This window comes from Termitidicoccus mucosus (assembly GCF_038725785.1).
Taxonomy (GTDB): domain Bacteria; phylum Verrucomicrobiota; class Verrucomicrobiia; order Opitutales; family Opitutaceae; genus Termitidicoccus; species Termitidicoccus mucosus.
The window spans coordinates 225616-246351 of sequence record NZ_CP109796.1; the positions used below are offsets into that span (position 1 = coordinate 225616).

Here is a 20736-nt window from a genome sequence, read left to right on the forward strand (position 1 = left end):
TCTTTCTTCTCGAAAGGCCAGCGCCCCAATGGAGAAAGAGAAAGATAAAGAAGAAAGAGGAAAGAACGGTTGAGGAGATCGTGAGCGATTTTTTGGGGAAAACAGAAACCCCCGTCTCGCAAGCCGTGCGAAACGGGGGTCCTTGGGTGAATAACGATGGAGAAAACCTGCTCGTCGGGGATGCGGGTTGTCTTATTTGGCCTGCGCGTATTTGGCGGCGTGCGACTTCGCGCGGGCGGCGGCGTTTTTATGGACGACACCGGACTTGGTGGCTTTGTCCATGGCCGAAGTGTAGGCGATGGCGGCGGCCTTGGCGGCGGCGGCATCACCGCTTTTGGCGGCGGCCTCAAACTTCTTGTGCAAAGTCTTCAGGCGGGTTTTGACGGTTTGGTTGCGCGTGGTGAAACGCTCGGTTTTGCGGGCTGCCTTGATGGCGGATTTGGTGTTGGCCATGACGTTTGGTAAATTTGTAAGTTGGACAGAAACCCAAACCCGTCGCCGGGAGTCAAGGGATTTTCGATTTTGATGACAAACTTCTCGCTTCGCCCGGGACGATTGGGGGCGCTACAAGGCGCTGCCACGCCATTACGTCGTTCGCAATGCAGTTCATTATGCTTGGAATCCGCTTTCCGTTGGAGGGGCGAGCTCCCGCGAGGCCGTCGCCGAAAAACGGTGCGTCCAACCGCGACGGCCTCGCGGGAGCCCGGCCCTCCAAAAAGACAGGGGGCGCTAAAGTCCGAAACGGGCTCGGCAATGGTATAAGATTGGACAAATGCGCTATCCTTCGAGGTCGGCGAGGACGGCGGTTATGGGGCGGAGCTTGTCCGGGGGGAAGAAGGTGTTGATGCGGGTGATGACCTGCTGGATGATGCCGTCGGGACAGGAAGCGCCGCCGGTGAGGAGGATGCGGAGCGGGTTTTCCGGAGCGGCGGAGGCGAGGGCGGCGAGAGGCAGAAAGGGCCGGGGCTCGGTGGTCGCGATGTGCAGCGGAGCGGCCGTCTGGCCTTTCGCGGGGCCGTGCGCGGGGAAGCGGGTGTGCTGGATGACGCTGGCGGAATGGATGTCGGCTTCGCTTTGAACAAAGAAGGCCGCGGAGCCGAGGCGCTGCTCGCAGAGGCGGTGGAGCTGGTAGGTGTTGGAGGAGTTTTTCCCGCCGATGACGAGGGCGGCGTCGAGCGGCTCGGCGAGGGCGCGGGCAAGGGCGTCCTGGTTGACCTGGGTGGCGTAGCAGAGGGTGTCGCGTTTGCCGTCGCCGCCGACACGGGCGCGCGCCTCGGCGGGGCCGTGAAGGGCGGCGTAGGCGGCGCGCAGGTGCTCGATGATGTCGATGGTCTCGTTCATCAGGAGCGTGGTCTGGTTGACGACGGCGATGCGCTGAAGGTCGCGGACGGGATCGAAGCCCGGCGTGTGCTTGCCGGCAAAGGCGGCGGCGAAACGCGCGGGCGTGTCGGGGGCGTCCGGATGCGAGATGAGGCCGGCGAGCACGCGGGCCTCGTCGAGGTTGCGGATGATGAGCGCGGGCGCGTGGCGGCGGGCGTTGGAGAAGGTGGCCTTGGTTTCCTCGTGTTCGTGCTTGCCGTGGATGATGATGGTGTAGCCGCGGCGACCGAAGGCGCGGGCGGATTTCCAGACTTTTTCGACGAGCATGCACGTGGCGTCATACTGGCAGACGGGAACGCCTTTGCGGACGAGGCGGCGTTTGTCGTCGTCGGTGGCGCCGAAGGCGGGGATGATGACGATGTCGTCGGGCGTGAGCGTGTTCCAGAGGAGTTGTCCGGGCGGGGTGTCGGGGGCGGCCTTGCGGCCTTCGAGCGTGAGCGGGACGCCTTTGTCGGTCTGGAGGTAGCGGAGGCCACGGCGCAGGAGGTCCTCGTTGACAAAGGGATTGTGGATGAGCTCGGAGAGCATGAAGACGCGCCGGCCGGAATTCTCGGCCAGCGTCTCGTAGGCGCGTTCGATGGCGTTTTTTACGCCGAGGCAGAAGCCGAAATGACTGGGGATCAGGTAGCGGACGGGGCCGAAATCGAGCGCGGTGGGCGCGGTGGCGCTGCGTTCGTTGGTGCGGGAGAGGGCTTTGATCGCGGCGCAGAGGCGGGATTGGTAGAGCGCGCGGGCGTGGTCGTCGAATTGGTAGATGTCGCGATTGCGCTCCTTGTCCGGGCGGAATTTGTAGATGAAATCGTGCTCGCTGAGGTGGAGGTAGGGAATTGCGATCAAATGCGGCTCGATGGCGGCGAGCACGGCGGCGAGCGCCGGGCTCTTCGGGGCGCCGTCAAGCGAATCGAGCGAGCGAAAATCGGAGGCGGGAGCGGATGCGATGCCGTGAGCGGAAGCCGGGCGGGCGGGCGAGGGGACTTGGGTGAAATAAACGTCGATGGTTTCGGGCGCATGATCGCGCACCGCATAGGCGAGGGCCGGTGAGGTATGCGCGGGGAATTCCGCCGCGAGGCGCGCTTCCGCCGAAGCGAGGTTCCCGCCGGCAAACGCCAGATCGCAGATTCCGTCGCGGTGAAGCACGACGAGCTGGTTGCTGGTGTTGAAGGCGAGAATCGCGACAGACATGACGGAAAGGTGGAGGATTGCACGGAAAGCGTGAAGCAGATTTGACGATGTCTCCGCGCGGCGGGTGCAATTCAAAGTCGTGCCACTGCCGGAGTCTTTCCTCTTTATTCTTTATCTTTCTCTTTCGTCAGGAACGGGCAGCGAGTTCCATGCAAAGCGAAAAGCCTGACGAAAGAGAAAGATAAAGAATAAAGAGGAAAGATAGAATGATACCACTTCCCCCGCCGTGCTGCGTGGACGCGAGCATGGATTCTTTCTGTTCATGGATATAATAATTTTATATTCATTGCTTTAAAATTTTCGAGATAAAGTCTCATAAAAGCCTTGACCTTTTATCTGTCGTGATAATGAGATTTGTTATCACGATGTTTTTTTCTATCTCCCAGTTTTTAGATACACAGCGACTTCTTAAAATCGGGGTGTGGTTTGGACGGACGGCATCGGAAAATCCCACGGCGACGACACCGGGCGCATCGGCGTTTCGGCCAACCCACAACGATTGATCCTCCATGTTTTCACCTGACAACGCCGGCGGTTTTTCTCGCGCGCTTTCCCATCCGACCGAGACGGTTTCGCGGGTGAGCCGGTGCTATCGCACCTCGGCGGAGGGGCGGATCGCCCTCCGGCCCGACTGGCCGCTGCTGCTCGAAACCGCCCGCGGCCTTGGTCGCGTGGTGGTGCAAACGCGGCATGTGTTTGCCCGGCTCATCGCGGTGACGGAGGTCCCCGGCTTTGTGGCGCGGGAAGACGGCGGGGCGGTTTGTGCGAAGGACGGAACGCTGGGCTTTCGTTTTTCCGAATGGTGGCGCGCGTGGGGCTGGCTCACGGCGTGCCCGTGCTGCGATTCCCCCGCCCGGGTGGAAGTGTGGAATGCCCGCGCGCTGCCATTTCTCCAGATTTGCGCGCCGGCCCAGGGCGGGCTTGAGGGCTGGGCGGGCGTGTTCGACGCGCTGGCCACCGGCACCGAGGACGACGACGCGCTGGCCGCGTCGGCGCCGACCGCCGGCGAATTTCTTCCGAAAACGCCGCGCGACGCGCATGCGATGCGCTTCGACGAGGACCTGCTGCTGGAATTGCTTGCGTCGCTCGACAGCCACGATCTGCCCGTGCAATGGATTCTGCGCACGCCCGAGGCCTGCCACGTCCGGGAGTTCGCGCCGCGCCGGGCGGGCATCGCGCAACGCGCGCTGACCATCAAGGACGGCGGCGGCCACACCCTGCAACTCGGCCTGCCCGCCGCGCGCTCTTTCGCCATCGGGACGGGCGCGAGTCGTTCGCTCTATATCGGAGGCCAGGACGATTCGCTCTTGGTCGAAATGGCGCCGCCCGCCGATCCCGCGTTCGAAACCATCTGGCGCGCCGTCGTGCACGGCGTGTTTTCCGAATGGCTGTGAGCCGCGCGCCATTGTTTCCCGGCAGGCATCACCGCATTTCACGTCCCGCCCAAGAAAGAGAAAATTTTCCCTCCACCCAAACAACAAACCTTATGGCCACACTGCACATCTACTATGGAACGATGACCGGCAACGCCGAGTCCCTCGCCACCCGCGCCAGCGAGCGCGCCGCGACCGAAGGCTGGGAGTCCCAGCTCCACAACCTCGCCGACGTGAAGCCCGCCGACCTCGCGTCCGCCGGTCTCGCGCTTTTCGTCGTGAGCACCTGGGGCGACGGCGAGCCGCCGGACGACGCCCGCGAATTTTTCGAGGAGCTTGCCGGCACCGAGACCGATCTTTCCGGGCTGCGCTACGCGGTGCTCGGCCTTGGCGATCACGATTACCAGGATTTCAACGCCTTCGCCCGCAATCTCGACGAGCGGCTCGCCGCCCTCGGCGCGCAGCGCGTGAGCGAGCGCGTCGAGGCCGATCTCGACTTCGACGACACCTACGCGCAATGGGAAAACACCGTTTTCCCGCAACTCGGCGAATTAAAGGCGACGCTCGCCTGACTGCGCCGGCGTCCGATTGACACGGCCGATGCAGGCTCCGCCCGCGCTTTTTCCGGTTCATGAGAGCAACACGGGACAACGACACGCTGCGTTTCATCGGATGCGTCACCGTCGCGCTGCTGCTCCTCGCGGTGTTTTTGCTGGGGCTGCATGCCGCGTTCTGAAAATACCAGGAAACAGAACGATTGAAAAATTTCCCGTCTGCTGCCGGCTGTTCCCCGGTGGTTTGGCTCAACAGGTCGCACGCAAGTGTGTTTGTTAAAAGCAGGGCACGGCTCCGGGCCGGCGCAGACGGGCAGCATTTATAAATTACGAATGACGAATGACGAATGACGAATTGGGAGCTGCCGCTCCATGCGTGGACCCGGCGCGTCGGCGCCTCATTCGCAATTCGTAATTTGTCATTCGTAATTCATCGTTTGTCCCCAAGATTTTCCGTGCCTTCCGCGTTGAATTATGGCCAATAGCCCCATGCCCAGAAAAACGGCCGGCGACGACGATTCCCCGCAAAAACTCAGCAGCTACACCATCAAGCTCGATGATGCGCAGATGGAGAAACTCCGCGCCATCTGCGAGGCGCGCGGCTGGATGCCGTTCGATGTCGCCTACACGCGTTTCGCCTACAAGGCCGACCACCTCAAAATCAACGTCACCGCCTACACCAGCGGCAAGCTCGTCGTCGCCGGCAAGGGCACCGAGGACTTTGTGCGCGACACGCTCGAAGTCGAGGTCACGGGAGCGCCGAAACTCGGCTATGACGAGGTGCTGCATCCGGACTGGTTCGAGCCGCACGCCGGCATGGACGAGAGCGGCAAGGGCGATTTATTCGGCCCCGTCACCACCGCGACCGTCATCGCGGACAAGCCCGCCATCGACGCCTGGATCAAGGCCGGCGTGAAGGACTCGAAAAAAATCGCCGACAACCAGATCGTCAAACTCGACGAACTCATCCGCAAAACCCCCGGCGTCGTCGTGGAGATTTTCGCATGGGAGCACATGACAAAATACAACGAACTCATGTCGAAACCCCGCGCCAACCTGAACCTGCTGCTCGCCTGGCAGCACGCGAAGGGCCTCGTCGCCGCGCTCGACAAAAAATGGGTGCCGTGGGGTCTGCTCGACCAGTTCAGCGAACAGCCGCTCGTGCAGCGCGAGTTGAAAAAGAAGGACGTGAAGAATTTTGAGTTGAGGATGCGCACCAAGGCCGAGGAAGACCCCGTGGTCGCGGCCGCGTCGGTCTGCGCCCGCGCCGAATACGTGCGGCAGATGGCGAAGCTTTCGAAAAAATTCGGTGCGAAACTCACCAAGGGCGCGGGTCCGCTGGTGAAGCAGCAGGCGTCCGAGATCATCCAAAAATTCGGCGCGCGCGCGCTGGGCGAGTTTGCCAAGCTGCATTTCCGCACCGCCTACGAAGTGGTTTCCGCCGCCGGCAAGCTCGACGAACTTCCCCTCCCGAAGCCGAAGGAGCGGATGGAGTGGCAATAAGCGGGGCGGCACGGGAAGCAGCCCCGTCCCTCTTTCTTCTTTCCTCTTTCTCTTTATCTTTCTCCTCAAACTATTTGGGACCCCGGTGCGGGACGGAGAAAGAAGAAAGATAAAGAGGAAAGAAGAAAGAGCAGTCGCCGTTTCGAATCTCTCCCGCGTGCGAAGGGAACGTTTTTTCGTTGCCAGCGGGCGGGGTTGGGCGGGGAAATGGCGCTTTTCCATGGCGCTCTGGATCTACCGTCTGTTGTTTCTGCCCGTGTTGTGCTTCACGGCGCCCTATTATCTGTTTCGCATGCGAAAGCGCGGCGGCTACCGGCGGGACTTTCAACAACGCTTCGGCGCGGTCGCGCCGCTGCCGCCCAAGCGCGCGGGCGCGCGGCGGGTGTGGCTTCAGGCGGTGAGCGTGGGCGAGATGCTCGCCATCGCGCCCATCCTCGAGGCGCTCAAGCGGCGCGGCGACACGGAGGTTTACCTGACCACGACCACGAGCACGGGGCGCAAGATCGCCGAGGAGCGTTATCGCGGTCTGGTCGCGGGGATCGGATATTTCCCGACGGATTGGTGGCTGTTTTCCGCCCGCGCATGGCGCGCGGTCGCGCCGGACCTGGTCATCCTCACCGAGGGCGAGCGCTGGCCCGAGCACATCGCGCAGGCGCGCAGGCGCGGCGTGCCGGTGCTGGCGGTCAACGCGCGTTTGTCCGACCGCAGTTTTGGGCGGATGCGCGCGTGGCGCCGACTCATGGGGCCGCTCATGCTGCGCGGCATTACACGCGTGCTGGCGTGCTCGGCGGAGGACGCGTCGCGTTTTCGCGAACTGGGCGTGGACGCGGAAAAAATCACCACCGTCGGCAACATGAAGTGGGACGTGACGATTCCGCTCATGGACGCCGCGGAGCGCGCGCGATTGCGCGAGGAGATCGGGCTGGGCGGCGCGGCGGCAAACGAGCTGGTGCTGCTGGGCTCGTCCACGTGGCCGGGCGAGGAGGAGGCGCTGGCAGGGGCGTTGGCGGCCTTGCGCAAGGCGGGCGTGGCGGCTCGGCTGCTGCTCGTGCCGCGCCACATGGAGCGGCGTGCGGAGGTCGAGGACGTGTTGCGCGGGACGGGTTTTTCGTGGCATTTGCGCTCGCGCGGCGCGGCGCCGGGCGTGGTCGATATCGCGGTGGGCGACACAACGGGCGAACTGCGGAAATTCGCGCAACTGGCGGACTTGGTGTTCGTCGGGAAAAGCCTGCCGCCGCACGCCGAGGGACAGACGCCGGTGGAGGCGGCGGCCCTCGGCAAGCCGATCCTGATGGGACCGGGCATGTCGAACTTCCGCGACATCACGCGTTATCTGACCGAGGCCGGGGCGGCGCGCGTGGTGCGCGACGCGGACGAGTTGCGGGCGGTGGCGCTGAGTCTGCTGGCGACCGCGCCGGAAGAGCGTCGCGCGATGGCCGAGGCCGCGCGGGCGTGCCACAAGGCAAACCAGGGAGCCCTGGCCCGGACGGTGGAAATCGTGGCGGAGGAGCTGGCGCGGGCCAAGCCGTCCGCGCCGCGCGCCGGCACATTGTCGTGATGTCCGTAGCGCGCCCAACCGCTATGCGGCTTTCGAACGGCCTGCGAAAAATCTTTCGCGCCGTGGCCGACGTGGTCTTTCCGCGCGTATGCGTGGGCTGCGGGGACATCGTGGAGGATTTCGCTCCGGACGCTCCGGGCGATGCGGGCGGGGCGGGGGAGGCCGCTTCACCGCCGCCGCTCCGCCATGTCTGCGCGAAGTGCGCGGAGAAAATCGAGATCGTGCGCGAACCGTGCTGCACGACGTGCGGATATCCGTTCCACGGGATTTTCGCGGAGGAGGCGGCGCACGGGGCGATGCGGCTTTGTCCGCATTGCGACGGACTGGCCCCGGCCTATCGCGAGGGCCGCACGGTGGTGTTGATGAAGGCCGCGGCGCGCGCGCTCGTGCACGAGTTGAAATATCACAAGGGTCTCCACGTGCTCGACGACATGGCGGCGCTGGCGCGGCGGTCGGAGGGCGTGTTGCGTTTTGTGCGCGGCACGGTGCTGGTGCCGGTGCCGTTGCATCCGCGCAAGGAGCGCGAGCGCGGGTTCAACCAAAGCCGCGTGCTGGCGGACTGCCTGGCGCGCGATGCCGGCGGCGCGACGCGCGTGGAGGAGCTTCTGCGGCGCGAGGCGGACACCGTTTCGCAGACGACTTTCGACAGGAAGACGCGGCGGGCGAACTTGAAAAATGCCTTTGCACTCGCCCCCGGCGCCGTCATAACTCCCGGCCAGCATTACATGCTTGTCGATGATGTTTTCACCACGGGTTCAACGCTCAATAGCTGTGCTGGCGTGCTGCGGCGCGCCGGCTGCCTGACGCTGGATATCGTCACCTTCGGTCACGGTTAAAACAACCACGCCGCCGCCCAACGCATTTTTCTCCATGTCGCTTTTCAGCAAGCCGAAATACTCGACTGTTGTCGTCAAAAAGAAGGACATCCCGAAGGGATTGTGGACGAAGTGCCCCATCTCAGGGGAAATCGTTTTCAACAAGGAACTCGAGGACAACCTCATGGTGGTGCCGAAATCGGGCTACCATTTCCCCATCGGCGCGCGCGAGCGCATCAAGGCGCTGTTCGACGAGGGCTCGTTCAAGGAAAGCGCGGCCGACGTGCGCTCGGCCGATCCGCTGAAGTTTGTGGACTCGGTGCCGTATCCGGAGCGCATCAAGCGCTACGAAAAGGACAGCGGGCTGCCCGAGGCGGTGATTTCCGGGACGGGCGAAATCCACGGCGTCCGGATCGCGGTCGCGGTGATGGATTTTCGTTTTTGCGGCGGCGCGATGGGCGCGGCGGCGGGCGAGAAAATCACGCGCGCGATCGAGACCGCGCTTTCGAAAAAGATTCCCTGCGTCATTTTCAGCGCGTCGGGCGGGGCGCGCATGCAGGAGGGCATTTTTTCGCTCATGCAAATGGCCAAGACCAGCGCGGCGCTCGGCCGGCTGGCGGAGGCGCGGCTGCCGTTCATCTCGGTGCTCACGCATCCGACCATGGGCGGCGTGACCGCCAGCTTCGCCACGCTCGGCGACGTCATCATCGCGGAGCCCGGCGCGCTGGTCGGGTTCGCGGGCGCGCGCGTCATCAAGGACACCACGAAACAAACGCTGCCGCCGGGTTTCCAGACGGCGGAGTTTCTGCTCGAGCACGGTCTCATCGACCAGATCGTGAGCCGCCTCGAAATGCGCGACCGGCTGGGCGCGTTGCTGAAAGTGTTCCATCGGCGCGGAGGGGCGAAGGACCAAGTTGCAAATGGCAAGTGACAAGATGAAGGCCGCGAACATGAGGGCCGCGGGCGTGGAAAACAAAGACGCTAAAAACGGGGACGCTGAAAACAGGAGCGCGGACATGGCGGACTGTCGGCCTTCGGCCTCGAAACCTGTCCGCGACGACGCGGGCAGGAATGCCCGCGCCCCTTTGGAGGCCATCGCTCCCGCGGCCGCCGCGCCGCCGTCGCCGTTCACGGACTACGCGGACGTGCAGGATTACCTGTTCAGCCTGAAGGCGCGCGGCGTGAAATACGGCATCGACCGCATGGGCTCATGGGTCGCCGCGCTCGGGCATCCGGAGCGCGCCGTGCCCGCCATTCACATCACCGGCACCAACGGCAAGGGCTCCACCGCCGCGATGCTCGAGGCGATTTTCCGCGAGGCCGGCTGGCGCACCGGGCTTTACACCTCGCCGCATCTCGTGCGCCTCGGCGAACGCGTGCAGGTGGACCGCGTGTCCCTCACCGAGGCGGAAATCATCGACTACACCAACGCGCTCCGCCCCATCGCGGAGGATGTGTCGCGCGAGAGCCCCGACGATCATCCGAGTTTTTTCGAGTTCATGACCGCGATGGCGTTCTGGCAGTTTGAGCGCAAACGCTGCGACATCGGCATCATCGAGGTCGGCATGGGCGGGCGGCTCGACGCCACCAACATCGTCCTGCCCGAGGTGTCCGTGATCACGAGCATCAGCCTCGACCATTGCGAGATGCTCGGCGACACGCCGGAAAAAATCGCCGCCGAGAAGGCCGGCATCATCAAGCCCGGCCGCCCCGTCGTCATCGGCCACGTGCCGCCCGCCGCCGAGCGCGTCATACGCGAGGCCGCCGCGCGCGCCGGCTCGCAGGTGCACTCCATCGCGGAAGAGTTCGGCGCCGACTTCGCAGGGTATCCGCCGACGAATCTTGAGGGCGATTACCAGCGCTGGAATGCCGCCACCGCCGCGCTCACGGCACGCATGTTTCCGGCGCGCTGGCGGTTGACGGGCGAAACCGTCGCGCGCGGCCTCATGAGGGTTGACTGGCCCGGACGCTGGGAGCGCGTGACGGTGGGCGGGCAGCCTTTCATCTTCGACGCCTCGCATAATCCCGAGGGCGCGCAAGTGCTCGACGCAAACCTCGACCGCCTCCGCGCTGGATTGGGCGGACGCCGTCTCATCGTCATCACCGGCGCGCTCGGCGAGGCCCGGGCCCGCGCCCTGCTGGAGGTCGCCGCGAGGCACGCGCGCGAGCTCCATCTCGTCGTGCCCGCGCAATCCCGCGCCTGCACGCATGCGCAGTTGGAGTCATATCTGCCGGGCGCCTTTTCCGGTCGGATTCATCGCGCCGACATCGCAACGCTTTTCCCCGTCCCCAATCACTGCGTGCTGTCCGATCCTGACGCCCCGATCATCGTGACCGGCTCGCTTTATCTGATCGGCGAGATCTTCACGCGCCTGCAGGAAGGCGCGAAAGGGGAGGGGCGCTTGCAGGATTTCTGATCGCCGCCACGAGAAACACGGGATGCCGTTCGGTTTTTCGGACAACAAAGCCGCGACACCGCCGCCGCGTCTTGCCATCGGAAGAATTTCACGGGTGGGGCAACTTGTAACCTAGCACTACTCCGTTAAGTAAGAACTATGACGAGTCGAGGATGATTCCGGAGCGGGTGAAGCGGGTTTGGCAGCGCGGGCAGGTGCAAAGGGCCAGCGCCTCCATGAGCCAGCGGCGCACTTCAGGCAGCGAGGGGCGTTTTTTTTGACGACCGCAGTCTGGTCAGGAAACAGAACGCGAGGAAACACAGCGTAACATGATGGTGCAGCCCCCGCCAGGAACGACCCTCGAAGTGGTCGAGCCCGAGCTCCTCCTTCAATTGTTGGTAGCCCTGTTCGATGGCCCAGCGCTGGTGCGCCAGCCGGACCAGCTCCGCCAGCGGGGTGCCGGCCGGAAGGTTGGACAGATAATATTTGAAGGTCTCCTCGCCGAGTTGCTCGATCAGCAGCCAGCGGGCCGCGCCGGGCTGCCGCCAGCGACTGCCTCGTCGGGAGGCCTGAACCCGCACGGCCACAGCCTGGACGCTGGCACCGTCGGCCCGTGGCAATTGCACCTGAACCCATCGCCCCGGTTCCTGTAAAAGTTTGTCCCGCCACCCAACCATGGAGAGGGGATGCATCGCCGGATCCTGCACGATGGCGTGCTGTCGCGGCCGGCCACGCCGTGCCGGCTTGAGGGTGGCCACGGCTGCGGCCGGCCACGCGGCGATATTGCCGGGAACCTGAGCCACGTAGGGCTCTGCCTGTTTTTCCAGTTCTGCCAGCAGGGACTGCACGACTCCGTAGCCGGCATCGAAGACGATGGCTTGATAGGCCGGCAACTGCGGCTTCATTTCGTCGAGCAGATCGAGCGCCAGGCGCCACTTCTCGCGGAAGCGTTGTTCGGCCGGCGGCACTCCCGCCCGGCTCATCCGCGGCTCATCTGCGGTCCACTCGGCCGGCAGGTAGAGTTGCGCGGCCAGCGGCCAGTGCAATCCTGTCGCGCCCAGCCAATGCCAGGTCACGATGCTCTGGCAGTTGGCGATCTTGCCCAGGGCTCCGCAATACTGGCGGGCGACTCCGACCGAGTGGCGGCCCTGCTTGGGCAGGCTGGTGTCGTCGAGCACCAGCACTCCGCCCGCCGACGCCGACGTCCGCATCTGCTGGCGCAGTCGGTGGAGCACGGCCCGGTGATCCCACGGGCTCTGGTTGACAAACTGCTGGAGTGCCTGGTCATCGCAGCCAACCCGGGCGGCCAGCGGCTCGATCGACTTGTGTTCCCCCTCTCGCAACAAGCCCTCCAGATACTTGCCGCACCAGTGGCGGCGTTCGCTCCGTCCCAAATCCTCGGCGAACTCCTCCACGAAACCCTGCAACTGCTGCCGTATCCTCGTCACATGCCCTGCGGTCATCATGCCTCGCATCCTGCCTGCGCGGGGAAAATAACCCAAGTATTACTTAACGGAGTAGTGATAGCACATTTCCTATTTATTCTGTCGTAAATAAACCATGTCCCCGTAGGGCCTGACCTTGTGTCAGGCCGGTTTAGTGCCCGCGGCGCGACGCAAGGTCGCGCCCTACATGCGACAGAATAAATAGGAAATGCTCTAAAAATTTGCCGGAACTTCGTGCTGGTAGCCGGGGCGGAGCGTCTGCCGGCCCAGCGCCGCGCACTCGATTTCGTCGTTTTTGTAGAGCTTGAAGGTAATCGGAGCATCGGCATCGGGACACTCCCAGCGCCATTTCCCAATGGAAATGAACTGGAGCGGGACACCCTTGTCCCAGCTCAATCCCGGACCCTCGCCGCGAATATGGAGTTTGTTGCCGATGCCAATATACGCGGTGACGATGAGACGCGTGATGCCATCGGCGGAGATGGCGGTGGATAATTCCGGGGTTTCCGGCACGTCCTGATTAAAATCGTCAGACGGCGGCAAATCCAACCCGGGAAGCGCTTCGTCCGGCGGAAGATCGCGGTGGGCGGAACGGCGTTTTGCGGTGACCGGCTGGCGGGTCTTGGCGGGCGGGGGAGCCGGCGGTTGCGGAGTGCCAGGATTGGCGGCTGGTTCCGGTTCGGAGGCGGGCTCCGGCTTGTCCACGAAATCGTCGCCTGATGCAACCGCGGTGTCGGTCGATGAACCAGCAGCGACCTTGGCCGGGACAAGTTCTTCGTTTTTGGGCGGGGAGGGTGGCGGGACTGGTTTCCGGGGCGCGGGGGCGGGCTCCGGGGCCGTCTCTTGCGCGGGGGCTTCCGATTTGGCGGGCGGTTTGTCCGAAACAGGAAGGCTGGCCGGAGACGGACGTGAGATCGGTTCTGGGGAAATCGGGGTAGGAAAGGCGCCGTCCGCCGGTGCATGGGGTGCAGAAGATGCATTGCCGGCGGGCTCAGGTTCGGACGGTTTGGCGGGCGGCGACGATGGTGTTTTGTTTGGGACAGCCTTCGCTGGCGGTTCGGAATTTGGCGCGGTGGCCGGCGGTTCGAATTTCAGCTTGGAGAACTTGGCCAGGCCGGCATCGAGACGGGCGAGGGCGCTGTTCACGGTTTGCTCGATAGCGGAAATGGCGGCGGACTGAGTCTCGGCGAATTTCTTTTCGGCCAGAGCCTGGCCGGCCGCGAGCGCGACGGCGCTTTCCCGCGCGGCGGCTGACGTGCCGGCCAGCGCATCCTTGGTGCTGATGGCGTGCTGGCGGGCGGCGGTCTCGAGCGTGGCAAGCTCGACCGCGGCGTCGCGAATGGCGGAGAGCGCCGTTTCCAGCCGCTCGGTCTCGGAGGCGCGAAGCGTGTTGATTTCCTGCGCGAGGGCTTCGTTTTCGACCACGGCGACTTCGTTGAGCTGGGTTTTGAATTCGTTGATTTTTTCCTGAAGACGCGCAGGGAGCTGGTCGGCGTGTTTGAGCAGGCGCGTGGCGGACTCGGCGATGCCATGCAGGCTGCCGGCGGCGATGCTGATCTGCTCGGCGGTGGCGGCGGTGTCGCGGGCAAGCGCGGCGATTTGATTCTGCCGCTCGATGAGCAGCATGTCCTGCCGCCGGGTATAATTGAGCAGAAAGGGTATGATCGCGACAAAGGCGCCGATTCCGACAAGAATGGCGATCGCGGCGAGCGTCGCGGTGTCGAGCGGGGAGGGAGCCTGGGTCGCGATGAGCCAGGCGGCGAGCAGGAGAATGGCATCGCTGGCGAGAAAAGGCCAGAGGGGGAGTCGGGGGGCCTCGTTGGGCAGATTCATGGCAAAGCAGGCATGGCGCCGTGTGTTGTGCCCTAGTGGTGACGAAGCCGGGGCATTTCTCAAGGGCATAAATCGCTTCCGGTCTGGTCTGCCTCTCGAACTGTCAACACGGACAGGTGTTTCATCATTCCAAGGAAGCGCGCATGATCGGACATTGTGAAACCAGCCGCATCGCTTGCGTGCGGCGGCCCGGCTTTTTCTTAGTCCGCTCCTTTCCCATTACCACTACAATGCACATCATGTCATTCCTGCTCCGTTGTGTTTCCCGCCTGTCCGTTGTCCCGGCGTTCTGTCTTTGCGCGGCCGTCTGGGGAACATGGCCGGTCCACGCCGCGCCATCGCTCATGGAAAATCTCGACCGCGGCATCGTCGCGGTGCGCGCGACCGAAACCGAGGTGTTTGTGAGCTGGCGCTTGCTCGGCACCGAGGCGCCCGACACCGCGTTCAACCTTTACCGTGCGACGGACGGAGCCGCGCCGGTCAGGCTCAACTCCGCCCCGCTTGCCGGCGCGACCTGCTTTACCGACAAAACCGCCGATCTGGCCCGGGCCAATACCTATTCCGTCCGCGCCATCGTGGCCGGGGCGGAGCAACCCGCCTCCGCATCCAAAAGCTGGATACTGCCGTCCGGGGCACCGGTCCGCCAATACCTCGCCATCCCGCTTCAGCTCCCGGGCGGAGGCACGACGCCCGACGGCAAATCCTACACCTACGATGCCAACGATTGCTCGGTCGGCGACCTGGATGGCGACGGTGAATACGAAATCGTCGTCAAGTGGTATCCCACCAACTCCAAGGACAACTCGCAGGGCGGATACACGGGCAGCACCTATCTCGACGCCTACAAACTCGACGGCACCCGCCTCTGGCGCATCGACCTCGGGCGCAACATCCGCTCCGGCGCCCACTACACCCAGTTCATCGTTTACGACCTCGACGGCGACGGCATCGCCGAGATCGCCTGCAAGACGGCGGACGGCACCGTGGACGGCGCGGGCCGGGTGATCGGGGATGCCAAGGCCGACTACCGCAACGAGCGCGGTGTCATCCTCGACGGTCCCGAGTTTCTCACCATTTTCAACGGACGCACCGGCGCGGCTATGGCCACGACGGACTATGTCCCGGCGCGTGGCGGCGACGGCTCCGGCTGGGGCGATGCAAAGGGCAACCGCGTGGACCGCTTCCTCGCCTGTGTCGCTTATCTCGACGGACGCCGCCCGAGTCTCGTGATGTGCCGCGGCTATTACACCCGCGCCGTGCTCGCCGCCTGGGACTGGCGCGACGGGAAACTCACCTCGCGCTGGGTTTTCGACAGCGAGGACGGCACGCCGGGCAACAAAGCCTACAGCGGACAAGGCGCGCACAGCGTGCTCGTCGGCGACGTGAATGGCGATGGTCGCGACGAAATCATCTACGGCGCCGCCGTCATCGGCGCCGACGGCAAGGGCCTTTACTCGACCGGGCTGGGCCATGGTGACGCGCAACATATGAGCGTCATGGACCCCGCCCGCGGCGGACAGCAGGTTTTCATGGTCCACGAAAACAAACGCTCGTATCGTAACGCCGGCATCGAGTTTCGCGACGCGCGCACCGGCGAATTGATTTTCGGCGTCAGCGGCAAGGGCGACGAATGGGGCAAGGGCGACGTCGGGCGCGGCGTCGCCGCCGACATCGACCCGCGCACGCCCGGTTACGAAATGTGGGCCTCGTATGGCGAGTTTTACGACAACAAAGGCCGTGTCATTTCCTCCCGGAAACCGCGCCAGACAAACTTCCTCGCATGGTGGGACGGCGATTTGCTGCGCGAACTGCTCGATGGCGTGACCATCTCCAAATGGAACTGGGAAACGGGGGTGTCCGACGTGCTCCTTACCGATCCCGACTGCGCGTCGAATAACGGCACCAAGGCGACGCCTTGCCTGAGCGCGGACCTCTTTGGCGACTGGCGCGAGGAAGTCGTCTGGCGCGCCGCGGACAGCCGCGAGCTGCGCATCTACACCACGACGATCCCGACCGAACACCGGCTGCCCACGCTGATGCACGACCGTCAATACCGTCTTGCCATCGCGTGGCAGAATGTCGCTTACAACCAGCCTCCGCATCCAAGCTTTTTCCTCGGTCACGGCATGAAACTCCCGCGTCCGAAACCGGATATCGTGACTTCGCTGAAGGAATTGGCCGAATAATACGCGGCGTTTTTCAGGAAGAAAGGAAGAGGCCGGCGGCGCTTCCCGCCTTATTTTCGACGGCAGGGCACTTCGGGGGGAATGCCCCGAAGCGTGCCTCGTTTGTCGGAGCAACGGAATTCGTTGCGAGTGTCTTCAATACCTCGGGGCTTGCCCCGAGGATTTTTATTATCGCGGCTTGGGCTGGTGCTCAGCCTGCCGCGGCGAGCACGGGCGTCTCGGCCAGCGCGGCGTCGAGGGACTTCAGGAGCGCGGCGATGGTCGCGTCGGTCTCGTCGCCCATGTTCGAAATGCGGAAGGTTTTTCCTTTCAGCTTGCCGTAGCCGCCGTCGATCACGAGAGCGTGCTTGGTTTTCAGTGTCTTGTTCAGCGCGGAAAGGTCGATGTTGAGCGTGTTGGCGAAGCAGTTGAGCGAGATGGAGCCGTAGCCCTCCTTCGGGAAGAGCTTGAAGCCTTTTGCGAACAGGAAGTCTCGGACGGTCTGGTTGAGCCTGGCGTGGCGCGCGAAGCGGGCGTCGATGCCTTCGGCCTTGATGTCCTCGAGTTTCGACTTGAGCGCGTAGATGAGGGCGATGCAGGGCGTGCTGGGCGTCATGCCTTTCTCGTGGTTCGCCTGGAATTCGAGGAAGTCGAAATAGTAGCCGCGGTCGGGAAGGGCGGCGGCGCGCTCGAGGGCACGTTTCGAGACGGAGAGGAGCGCGAGGCCGGGCGGGAGCGCGAGGGCTTTCTGCGAGCCGGTGATGAGCACGTCGATGCCGAGTTCGTCCTTTTTGATCGGCACGGCGCTGAAGGAGCTGACGGTGTCGACGATGGAGATGACTTCGGGGAACTCGCGGATGACGGCCATCAGCGCGGGCAGGTCGCTCATGCAGCCGCAGGAGGTTTCGTTGTGGATGAGCGTGATGGCGTCGTATTGGCCGGTGGCGAGCTCGGCGCGGACGGCGTCGGGATCGACGGGCTGGCCCCAGTCGAACTTGAGCGCCGTGGCGTCCTTGCCGCAGCGTTTGGAGACGTCGAACCATTTGTCCGAGAAGGCGCCGTTCATGCAGTTGAGCACCTTCTTTTTGACGACATTGCGGATCGCGCCTTCCATGCAGCCCCAGGCGCTGCTGGTGCTCAGGTAAACCGGGTCCTTGGTGAACATGAGCGCCTGCAGGTCGGGCTGGATGGAGTTGTACAGCGCGACGAAGTCAGGGCTGCGGTGGCCAATCATCGGTTGGGCCATGGCGCGCAGCGTCTTTTCGGAGACGGCAATGGGGCCGGGAATGAAGAGTTTGTAGCTCATGTTCGGTGGTTTGGATGTGTGGGTTTGGGAAAAAAGGGAATGAGTGAGGTTACTTTTATCCGTATCTTTCTCTTTATTCTTTATCTTTCCTCTTTCTCTTTTGCATTAAGCATATTTCAGGGCTCTGCGGCGAGTGGGCCTTGGGAGAAAGATAAAGAGGAAAGAATAAAGATAGGTAAGGATATGGAGCGTGGCTATTTGCCCGAGACCTTGATGACCTTGCGGTTGGCGTCGCCGAGGACGAGGACGGTGGGTTTCCAGCCTTCGGCCTCCTTTTCATCGACGACGGCGAAGGACATGATGGTGACGAGGTCGCCGCGCTTGCCGAGGTGGGCGGTGCCGCCGTTCAGGCTGATGACCTTCGAGCCGGCGGGCGCGGGAATGGCGTAGGTCTCGAAGCGCTCGCCATTGGCCATGTTACCGACGAGGATGCGTTCGTAGGCGCGCATGTTGGCCAGCGCCATGAATTCGCTGTCGATGGCGAGGCTGCCTTCGTAGTTGAGGCTCGTATCGGTGACCTCGGCACGATGAATCTTGGACTTTACCAGATTGAGTTGCATGGATTGAACAACGTCGTGATAGAAACTTGTTAACGAACTCCAGCCTGCCTTTAGCGTCAATCCTCAACTCCCGTTTGTCCTCCTTCCAAAGTCCGCGTTTTTCTCCGCAAAACCTCCCTATGTCCTCTTGGTTCAATAAAAAAGCCCGCTCCGTCGAGCAATTCGCCATCGATGTGTTTTTTGGGCGCGCGGAGGGCACGGCGGCCATGGTGCTCACGGCGGTGCTTCAGGTGTTTTCCTATTTGTTCAACGGCATCGTGCAGGCGCGCTGGTGGTTGTATCGCAACCGGATATTCCATGACCAGCCGCTCGGATGCCTCGTCGTCGTGGTGGGCAATCTCACCGTGGGCGGGACCGGGAAAACCCCCGTGGTGGAAAAATTTGCCCGCGCGTTGCGCGACCGGGGCCGCAAGGTCGCCATCCTCAGCCGCGGCTACAAAAGCAAGTCGCCGCCGTTCTGGAAAAAATGGCTCAACTGGATCACGCACGCCGCCGAGCCGCCGCCGCGCATCGTGAGCGACGGGAAGCGCGTGCTGCTCGACTCCGAGCACGCCGGCGACGAGCCGTTCATGCTCGCGCGCAACCTTCCCGGCGTGCTCGTGCTCGTGGACAAGAACCGCGTGAAGGCCGGCATGTATGCGATCAAGAAGTTCGGCTGCGACACGCTCGTGCTCGACGACGGTTTCCAATACCTCCCGCTCAAGGGGCGGCTGAATCTGCTGCTCGTCGACAAGACGAATCCGTTTGGCAACGGCTTCATGCTCCCGCGCGGCATCCTGCGCGAGCCCGTCAAGCACCTGAAGCGCGCCAGCTACGTCTTCCTCACCAAGTCCAACGGCCGGCGCGACCAGGACCTGGAGGACCTCATCCAGAAGCACAATCCGGGGGTGGACATCATTGAGTGCGCGCACCGTCCGCAATACCTGCGCCGTTTCGGCGGCGCCGACGACGCCCCCGGTGCGCGCGAACCGCTCGAACACCTGCGCGGCAGGCGCGTGGCGGCGTTTTCCGGCATCGCCGTGCCGGAAAGTTTCGAGAAATTCCTGAAAGACTTCGGCGCGGACATCGTCCACACGCGGCGCTTTCTGGATCACTACCGTTTCACCCGTGCCGACATCGACTCGGTCTTCGCCGGCGCGCTGGAGCAGGGGGCCGATTTTGTGGTGACCACCGAGAAGGACGCCGTGCGCATCGACGAGGCCTGGCCGTGTCCGCTGCCGTTGTATTACCTGCGGCTGGAAATCGACATCCTGCGCGGCGCCGCCGACTTCAACGAGGCGGTCGAGCGCATCTGCTTCCCCGGCGCCGCGGCGCTGCCGTGAGCGGCGAGGGGACGGGGTGCCCCCCGCTCTTGGCTTGCGCCGTGCGTGTTACCCCTCTCTTTTTTTCCCATGCTCACCGATCCGCGTTTCGCGCAACTCGCCCAGGGACTCACCCGCTATTCCACGTCGCTCAAGAAAGGCGAGCGCGTGCTCATCGATGCGTTCGACATCCCCGACGCGATGGTCGTCGCGCTCATCCGCGCCGTCCGCGAATGCGGTGCGCACCCGATGGTCAACCTCCACCGCGCCCGCGTCACCCGCGAGCTCACCCTCGGCGCCACCGAGGAGCAATACGCGCCGCACGCCGCCGTCGAACTCGCGCGCATGCAGAAGATGGACGCGTATATCGCGCTGCGCGGCTCCGAGAATATTTTCGAGGCATCCGATGTGCCCGCCGCCCGCGTGCAGCTCGTCAGCCGCCTCATGAAACCCGTGCTCGACCACCGCGTCGGCAAAACAAAATGGGTCGTGCTCCGCTGGCCGACGCCGTCGATGGCGCAGCAGGCCGGCCTGAGCACCGAGAAATTCGAGGACTTCTATTTCCGCGTCTGCACGCTCGACTACTCGCGCATGAAGCCCGGCATGGCCGCGCTCTCCCGGCTCATGGACGCGACCGACCGCGTGCACATCAAGGGGCCCGGCACCGACCTGCGCTTCTCGATCAAGGGCATCGGCTCCGAAGTCTGCGGCGGCTTGCGCAACATTCCCGACGGCGAGGTGTTTTCCTGTCCCGTGCGCGACAGCGTCGAGGGCTGCGTGCAATACAACGCCCCGACCGTCTATCTCGGCCAGTCCTTCGACCACATCCGCCTCGTGTTCTCGAAAGGCCGCATCGTCGAGGCGACGGGCAGCAACACCAAGGCGCTCAACAAAATCCTCGATAGCGACGAAGGCGCGCGCTACATCGGCGAATTCGCGCTCGGTTTCAACCCGCACATCCTCGAACCGATGCGCGACATCCTTTTCGACGAGAAAATCGCCGGCTCCTTCCACTTCACGCCCGGCCAGGCCTACGAACGCGCGGGCAACGGGAACAAATCCCAAGTCCACTGGGACATGGTCTGCATCCAGCGCCCCGAATACGGCGGCGGCGAAATCTGGTTCGACGGCAAACTCATCCGCAAGGACGGCCTTTTCGTGCCGAAGACGCTGCACAAGCTAAACCCGGATTATCTCCTGCCCGGAAAAGCCTGAGCCGCGCCAAATCCGAACCACTTTGGCACTTATCAGGTAGGGCGAGGCGTCCCGCCGAGCCGTTGGCGACCCTCGGCTCGGCGGGACGCCTCGCCCTACCTGAAACGCTTCGCCTTATTAAAAATATAACTATTTTTAATTAATGGTATT

16 protein-coding genes are annotated in these 20736 nt (G+C 63.7%); 10 read left to right on the forward strand and 6 right to left on the reverse strand.

The window, feature by feature from the left end; genetic code table 11:
- Positions 1-192 precede the first annotated feature (192 nt).
- The gene (gene rpsT, locus OH491_RS00745) at positions 193-453 is read right to left on the reverse strand and encodes a 30S ribosomal protein S20 (RefSeq protein ID WP_068772942.1); all 261 of its coding nucleotides are present in this window, start codon (positions 451-453) and stop codon (positions 193-195) included.
- 324 nt (positions 454-777) lie between these two features.
- Positions 778-2562: a 4-hydroxy-3-methylbut-2-enyl diphosphate reductase gene (gene ispH / locus OH491_RS00750; RefSeq protein ID WP_084442687.1), complete on the reverse strand. Its 1785-nt coding sequence runs from the start codon at positions 2560-2562 to the stop codon at positions 778-780.
- A gap of 509 nt (positions 2563-3071) precedes the next feature.
- Here ispH and OH491_RS00755 point away from each other — a divergent pair.
- The 7 genes from OH491_RS00755 (at position 3072) to OH491_RS00785 (ending at position 10782) form a co-directional block, all read left to right on the forward strand.
- Positions 3072-3956, forward strand: a complete 885-nt coding sequence (locus OH491_RS00755) for a hypothetical protein (RefSeq protein ID WP_068772941.1) — start codon at positions 3072-3074, stop codon at positions 3954-3956.
- A 92-nt stretch (positions 3957-4048) separates the two neighbouring features.
- The gene (locus OH491_RS00760; RefSeq protein WP_068772940.1) at positions 4049-4507 is read left to right on the forward strand and encodes a flavodoxin domain-containing protein; all 459 of its coding nucleotides are present in this window, start codon (positions 4049-4051) and stop codon (positions 4505-4507) included.
- A gap of 471 nt (positions 4508-4978) precedes the next feature.
- On the forward strand, positions 4979-5992 hold the full coding sequence (gene rnhC, locus OH491_RS00765) for a ribonuclease HIII (RefSeq protein ID WP_068773040.1): 1014 nt from the start codon (positions 4979-4981) through the stop codon (positions 5990-5992).
- A gap of 220 nt (positions 5993-6212) precedes the next feature.
- Entirely contained in the window at positions 6213-7550 is a 1338-nt protein-coding gene (locus tag OH491_RS00770) for a 3-deoxy-D-manno-octulosonic acid transferase (RefSeq protein WP_068772939.1), read from the forward strand.
- 62 nt (positions 7551-7612) lie between these two features.
- On the forward strand, positions 7613-8386 hold the full coding sequence (locus OH491_RS00775) for a ComF family protein (protein ID WP_334319717.1): 774 nt from the start codon (positions 7613-7615) through the stop codon (positions 8384-8386).
- A gap of 34 nt (positions 8387-8420) precedes the next feature.
- Positions 8421-9296 carry an acetyl-CoA carboxylase, carboxyltransferase subunit beta gene (accD, locus tag OH491_RS00780; protein ID WP_068772937.1) on the forward strand — a complete coding sequence of 292 codons (876 nt, stop codon included), beginning with the start codon at positions 8421-8423 and terminating at the stop codon, positions 9294-9296.
- An 85-nt stretch (positions 9297-9381) separates the two neighbouring features.
- Positions 9382-10782 (forward strand): bifunctional folylpolyglutamate synthase/dihydrofolate synthase, encoded by a 1401-nt coding sequence (locus OH491_RS00785; protein ID WP_084442711.1) that lies wholly within the window; start codon positions 9382-9384, stop codon positions 10780-10782.
- A 233-nt stretch (positions 10783-11015) separates the two neighbouring features.
- Here OH491_RS00785 and OH491_RS00790 read toward each other — a convergent pair whose 3' ends face one another.
- Entirely contained in the window at positions 11016-12227 is a 1212-nt protein-coding gene (locus OH491_RS00790) for an IS701 family transposase (RefSeq protein ID WP_334319716.1), read from the reverse strand.
- 192 nt (positions 12228-12419) lie between these two features.
- Positions 12420-14039, reverse strand: a complete 1620-nt coding sequence (locus OH491_RS00795; RefSeq protein WP_342750812.1) for a hypothetical protein — start codon at positions 14037-14039, stop codon at positions 12420-12422.
- Positions 14040-14278: 239 nt separating this feature from the next.
- On the opposite strand from OH491_RS00795, the gene OH491_RS00800 reads away from it, so the two are divergent.
- Positions 14279-16225 carry a rhamnogalacturonan lyase gene (locus OH491_RS00800; protein ID WP_145929108.1) on the forward strand — a complete coding sequence of 649 codons (1947 nt, stop codon included), beginning with the start codon at positions 14279-14281 and terminating at the stop codon, positions 16223-16225.
- 190 nt (positions 16226-16415) lie between these two features.
- On the opposite strand, the gene OH491_RS00805 is transcribed toward OH491_RS00800, so the two are convergent.
- Both OH491_RS00805 and panD read right to left on the reverse strand, forming a co-directional pair.
- On the reverse strand, positions 16416-17510 hold the full coding sequence (locus OH491_RS00805) for a pyridoxal-phosphate-dependent aminotransferase family protein (protein ID WP_068772935.1): 1095 nt from the start codon (positions 17508-17510) through the stop codon (positions 16416-16418).
- Positions 17511-17704: 194 nt separating this feature from the next.
- The gene (panD, locus tag OH491_RS00810; RefSeq protein ID WP_068772934.1) at positions 17705-18070 is read right to left on the reverse strand and encodes an aspartate 1-decarboxylase; all 366 of its coding nucleotides are present in this window, start codon (positions 18068-18070) and stop codon (positions 17705-17707) included.
- 119 nt (positions 18071-18189) lie between these two features.
- Between panD and lpxK the strand changes: the two genes are divergently transcribed.
- Both lpxK and OH491_RS00820 read left to right on the forward strand, forming a co-directional pair.
- The gene (lpxK, locus tag OH491_RS00815) at positions 18190-19392 is read left to right on the forward strand and encodes a tetraacyldisaccharide 4'-kinase (RefSeq protein WP_068772933.1); all 1203 of its coding nucleotides are present in this window, start codon (positions 18190-18192) and stop codon (positions 19390-19392) included.
- Positions 19393-19461: 69 nt separating this feature from the next.
- Positions 19462-20586: an aminopeptidase gene (locus OH491_RS00820; protein WP_068772932.1), complete on the forward strand. Its 1125-nt coding sequence runs from the start codon at positions 19462-19464 to the stop codon at positions 20584-20586.
- Positions 20587-20736: the final 150 nt, after the last annotated feature.

Excerpts from the sequence above, each read along its gene's own strand:
- ispH (WP_084442687.1), bottom strand. The coding sequence starts at position 2,562 with ATGTCTGTCGCGATTCTCGCCTTCAACACCAGCAACCAGCTCGTCGTG.
- OH491_RS00785 (WP_084442711.1), top strand. The coding sequence starts at position 9,382 with ATGGCGGACTGTCGGCCTTCGGCCTCGAAACCTGTCCGCGACGACGCG.
- accD (WP_068772937.1), top strand. The coding sequence starts at position 8,421 with ATGTCGCTTTTCAGCAAGCCGAAATACTCGACTGTTGTCGTCAAAAAG.
- lpxK (WP_068772933.1), top strand. The coding sequence starts at position 18,190 with ATGTCCTCTTGGTTCAATAAAAAAGCCCGCTCCGTCGAGCAATTCGCC.
- OH491_RS00805 (WP_068772935.1), bottom strand. The coding sequence starts at position 17,510 with ATGAGCTACAAACTCTTCATTCCCGGCCCCATTGCCGTCTCCGAAAAG.
- OH491_RS00760 (WP_068772940.1), top strand. The coding sequence starts at position 4,049 with ATGGCCACACTGCACATCTACTATGGAACGATGACCGGCAACGCCGAG.
- rnhC (WP_068773040.1), top strand. The coding sequence starts at position 4,979 with ATGCCCAGAAAAACGGCCGGCGACGACGATTCCCCGCAAAAACTCAGC.
- OH491_RS00800 (WP_145929108.1), top strand. The coding sequence starts at position 14,279 with ATGTCATTCCTGCTCCGTTGTGTTTCCCGCCTGTCCGTTGTCCCGGCG.
- OH491_RS00770 (WP_068772939.1), top strand. The coding sequence starts at position 6,213 with ATGGCGCTCTGGATCTACCGTCTGTTGTTTCTGCCCGTGTTGTGCTTC.
- OH491_RS00755 (WP_068772941.1), top strand. The coding sequence starts at position 3,072 with ATGTTTTCACCTGACAACGCCGGCGGTTTTTCTCGCGCGCTTTCCCAT.
- OH491_RS00790 (WP_334319716.1), bottom strand. The coding sequence starts at position 12,227 with ATGATGACCGCAGGGCATGTGACGAGGATACGGCAGCAGTTGCAGGGT.
- OH491_RS00820 (WP_068772932.1), top strand. The coding sequence starts at position 19,462 with ATGCTCACCGATCCGCGTTTCGCGCAACTCGCCCAGGGACTCACCCGC.
- panD (WP_068772934.1), bottom strand. The coding sequence starts at position 18,070 with ATGCAACTCAATCTGGTAAAGTCCAAGATTCATCGTGCCGAGGTCACC.
- rpsT (WP_068772942.1), bottom strand. The coding sequence starts at position 453 with ATGGCCAACACCAAATCCGCCATCAAGGCAGCCCGCAAAACCGAGCGT.
- OH491_RS00795 (WP_342750812.1), bottom strand. The coding sequence starts at position 14,039 with ATGAATCTGCCCAACGAGGCCCCCCGACTCCCCCTCTGGCCTTTTCTC.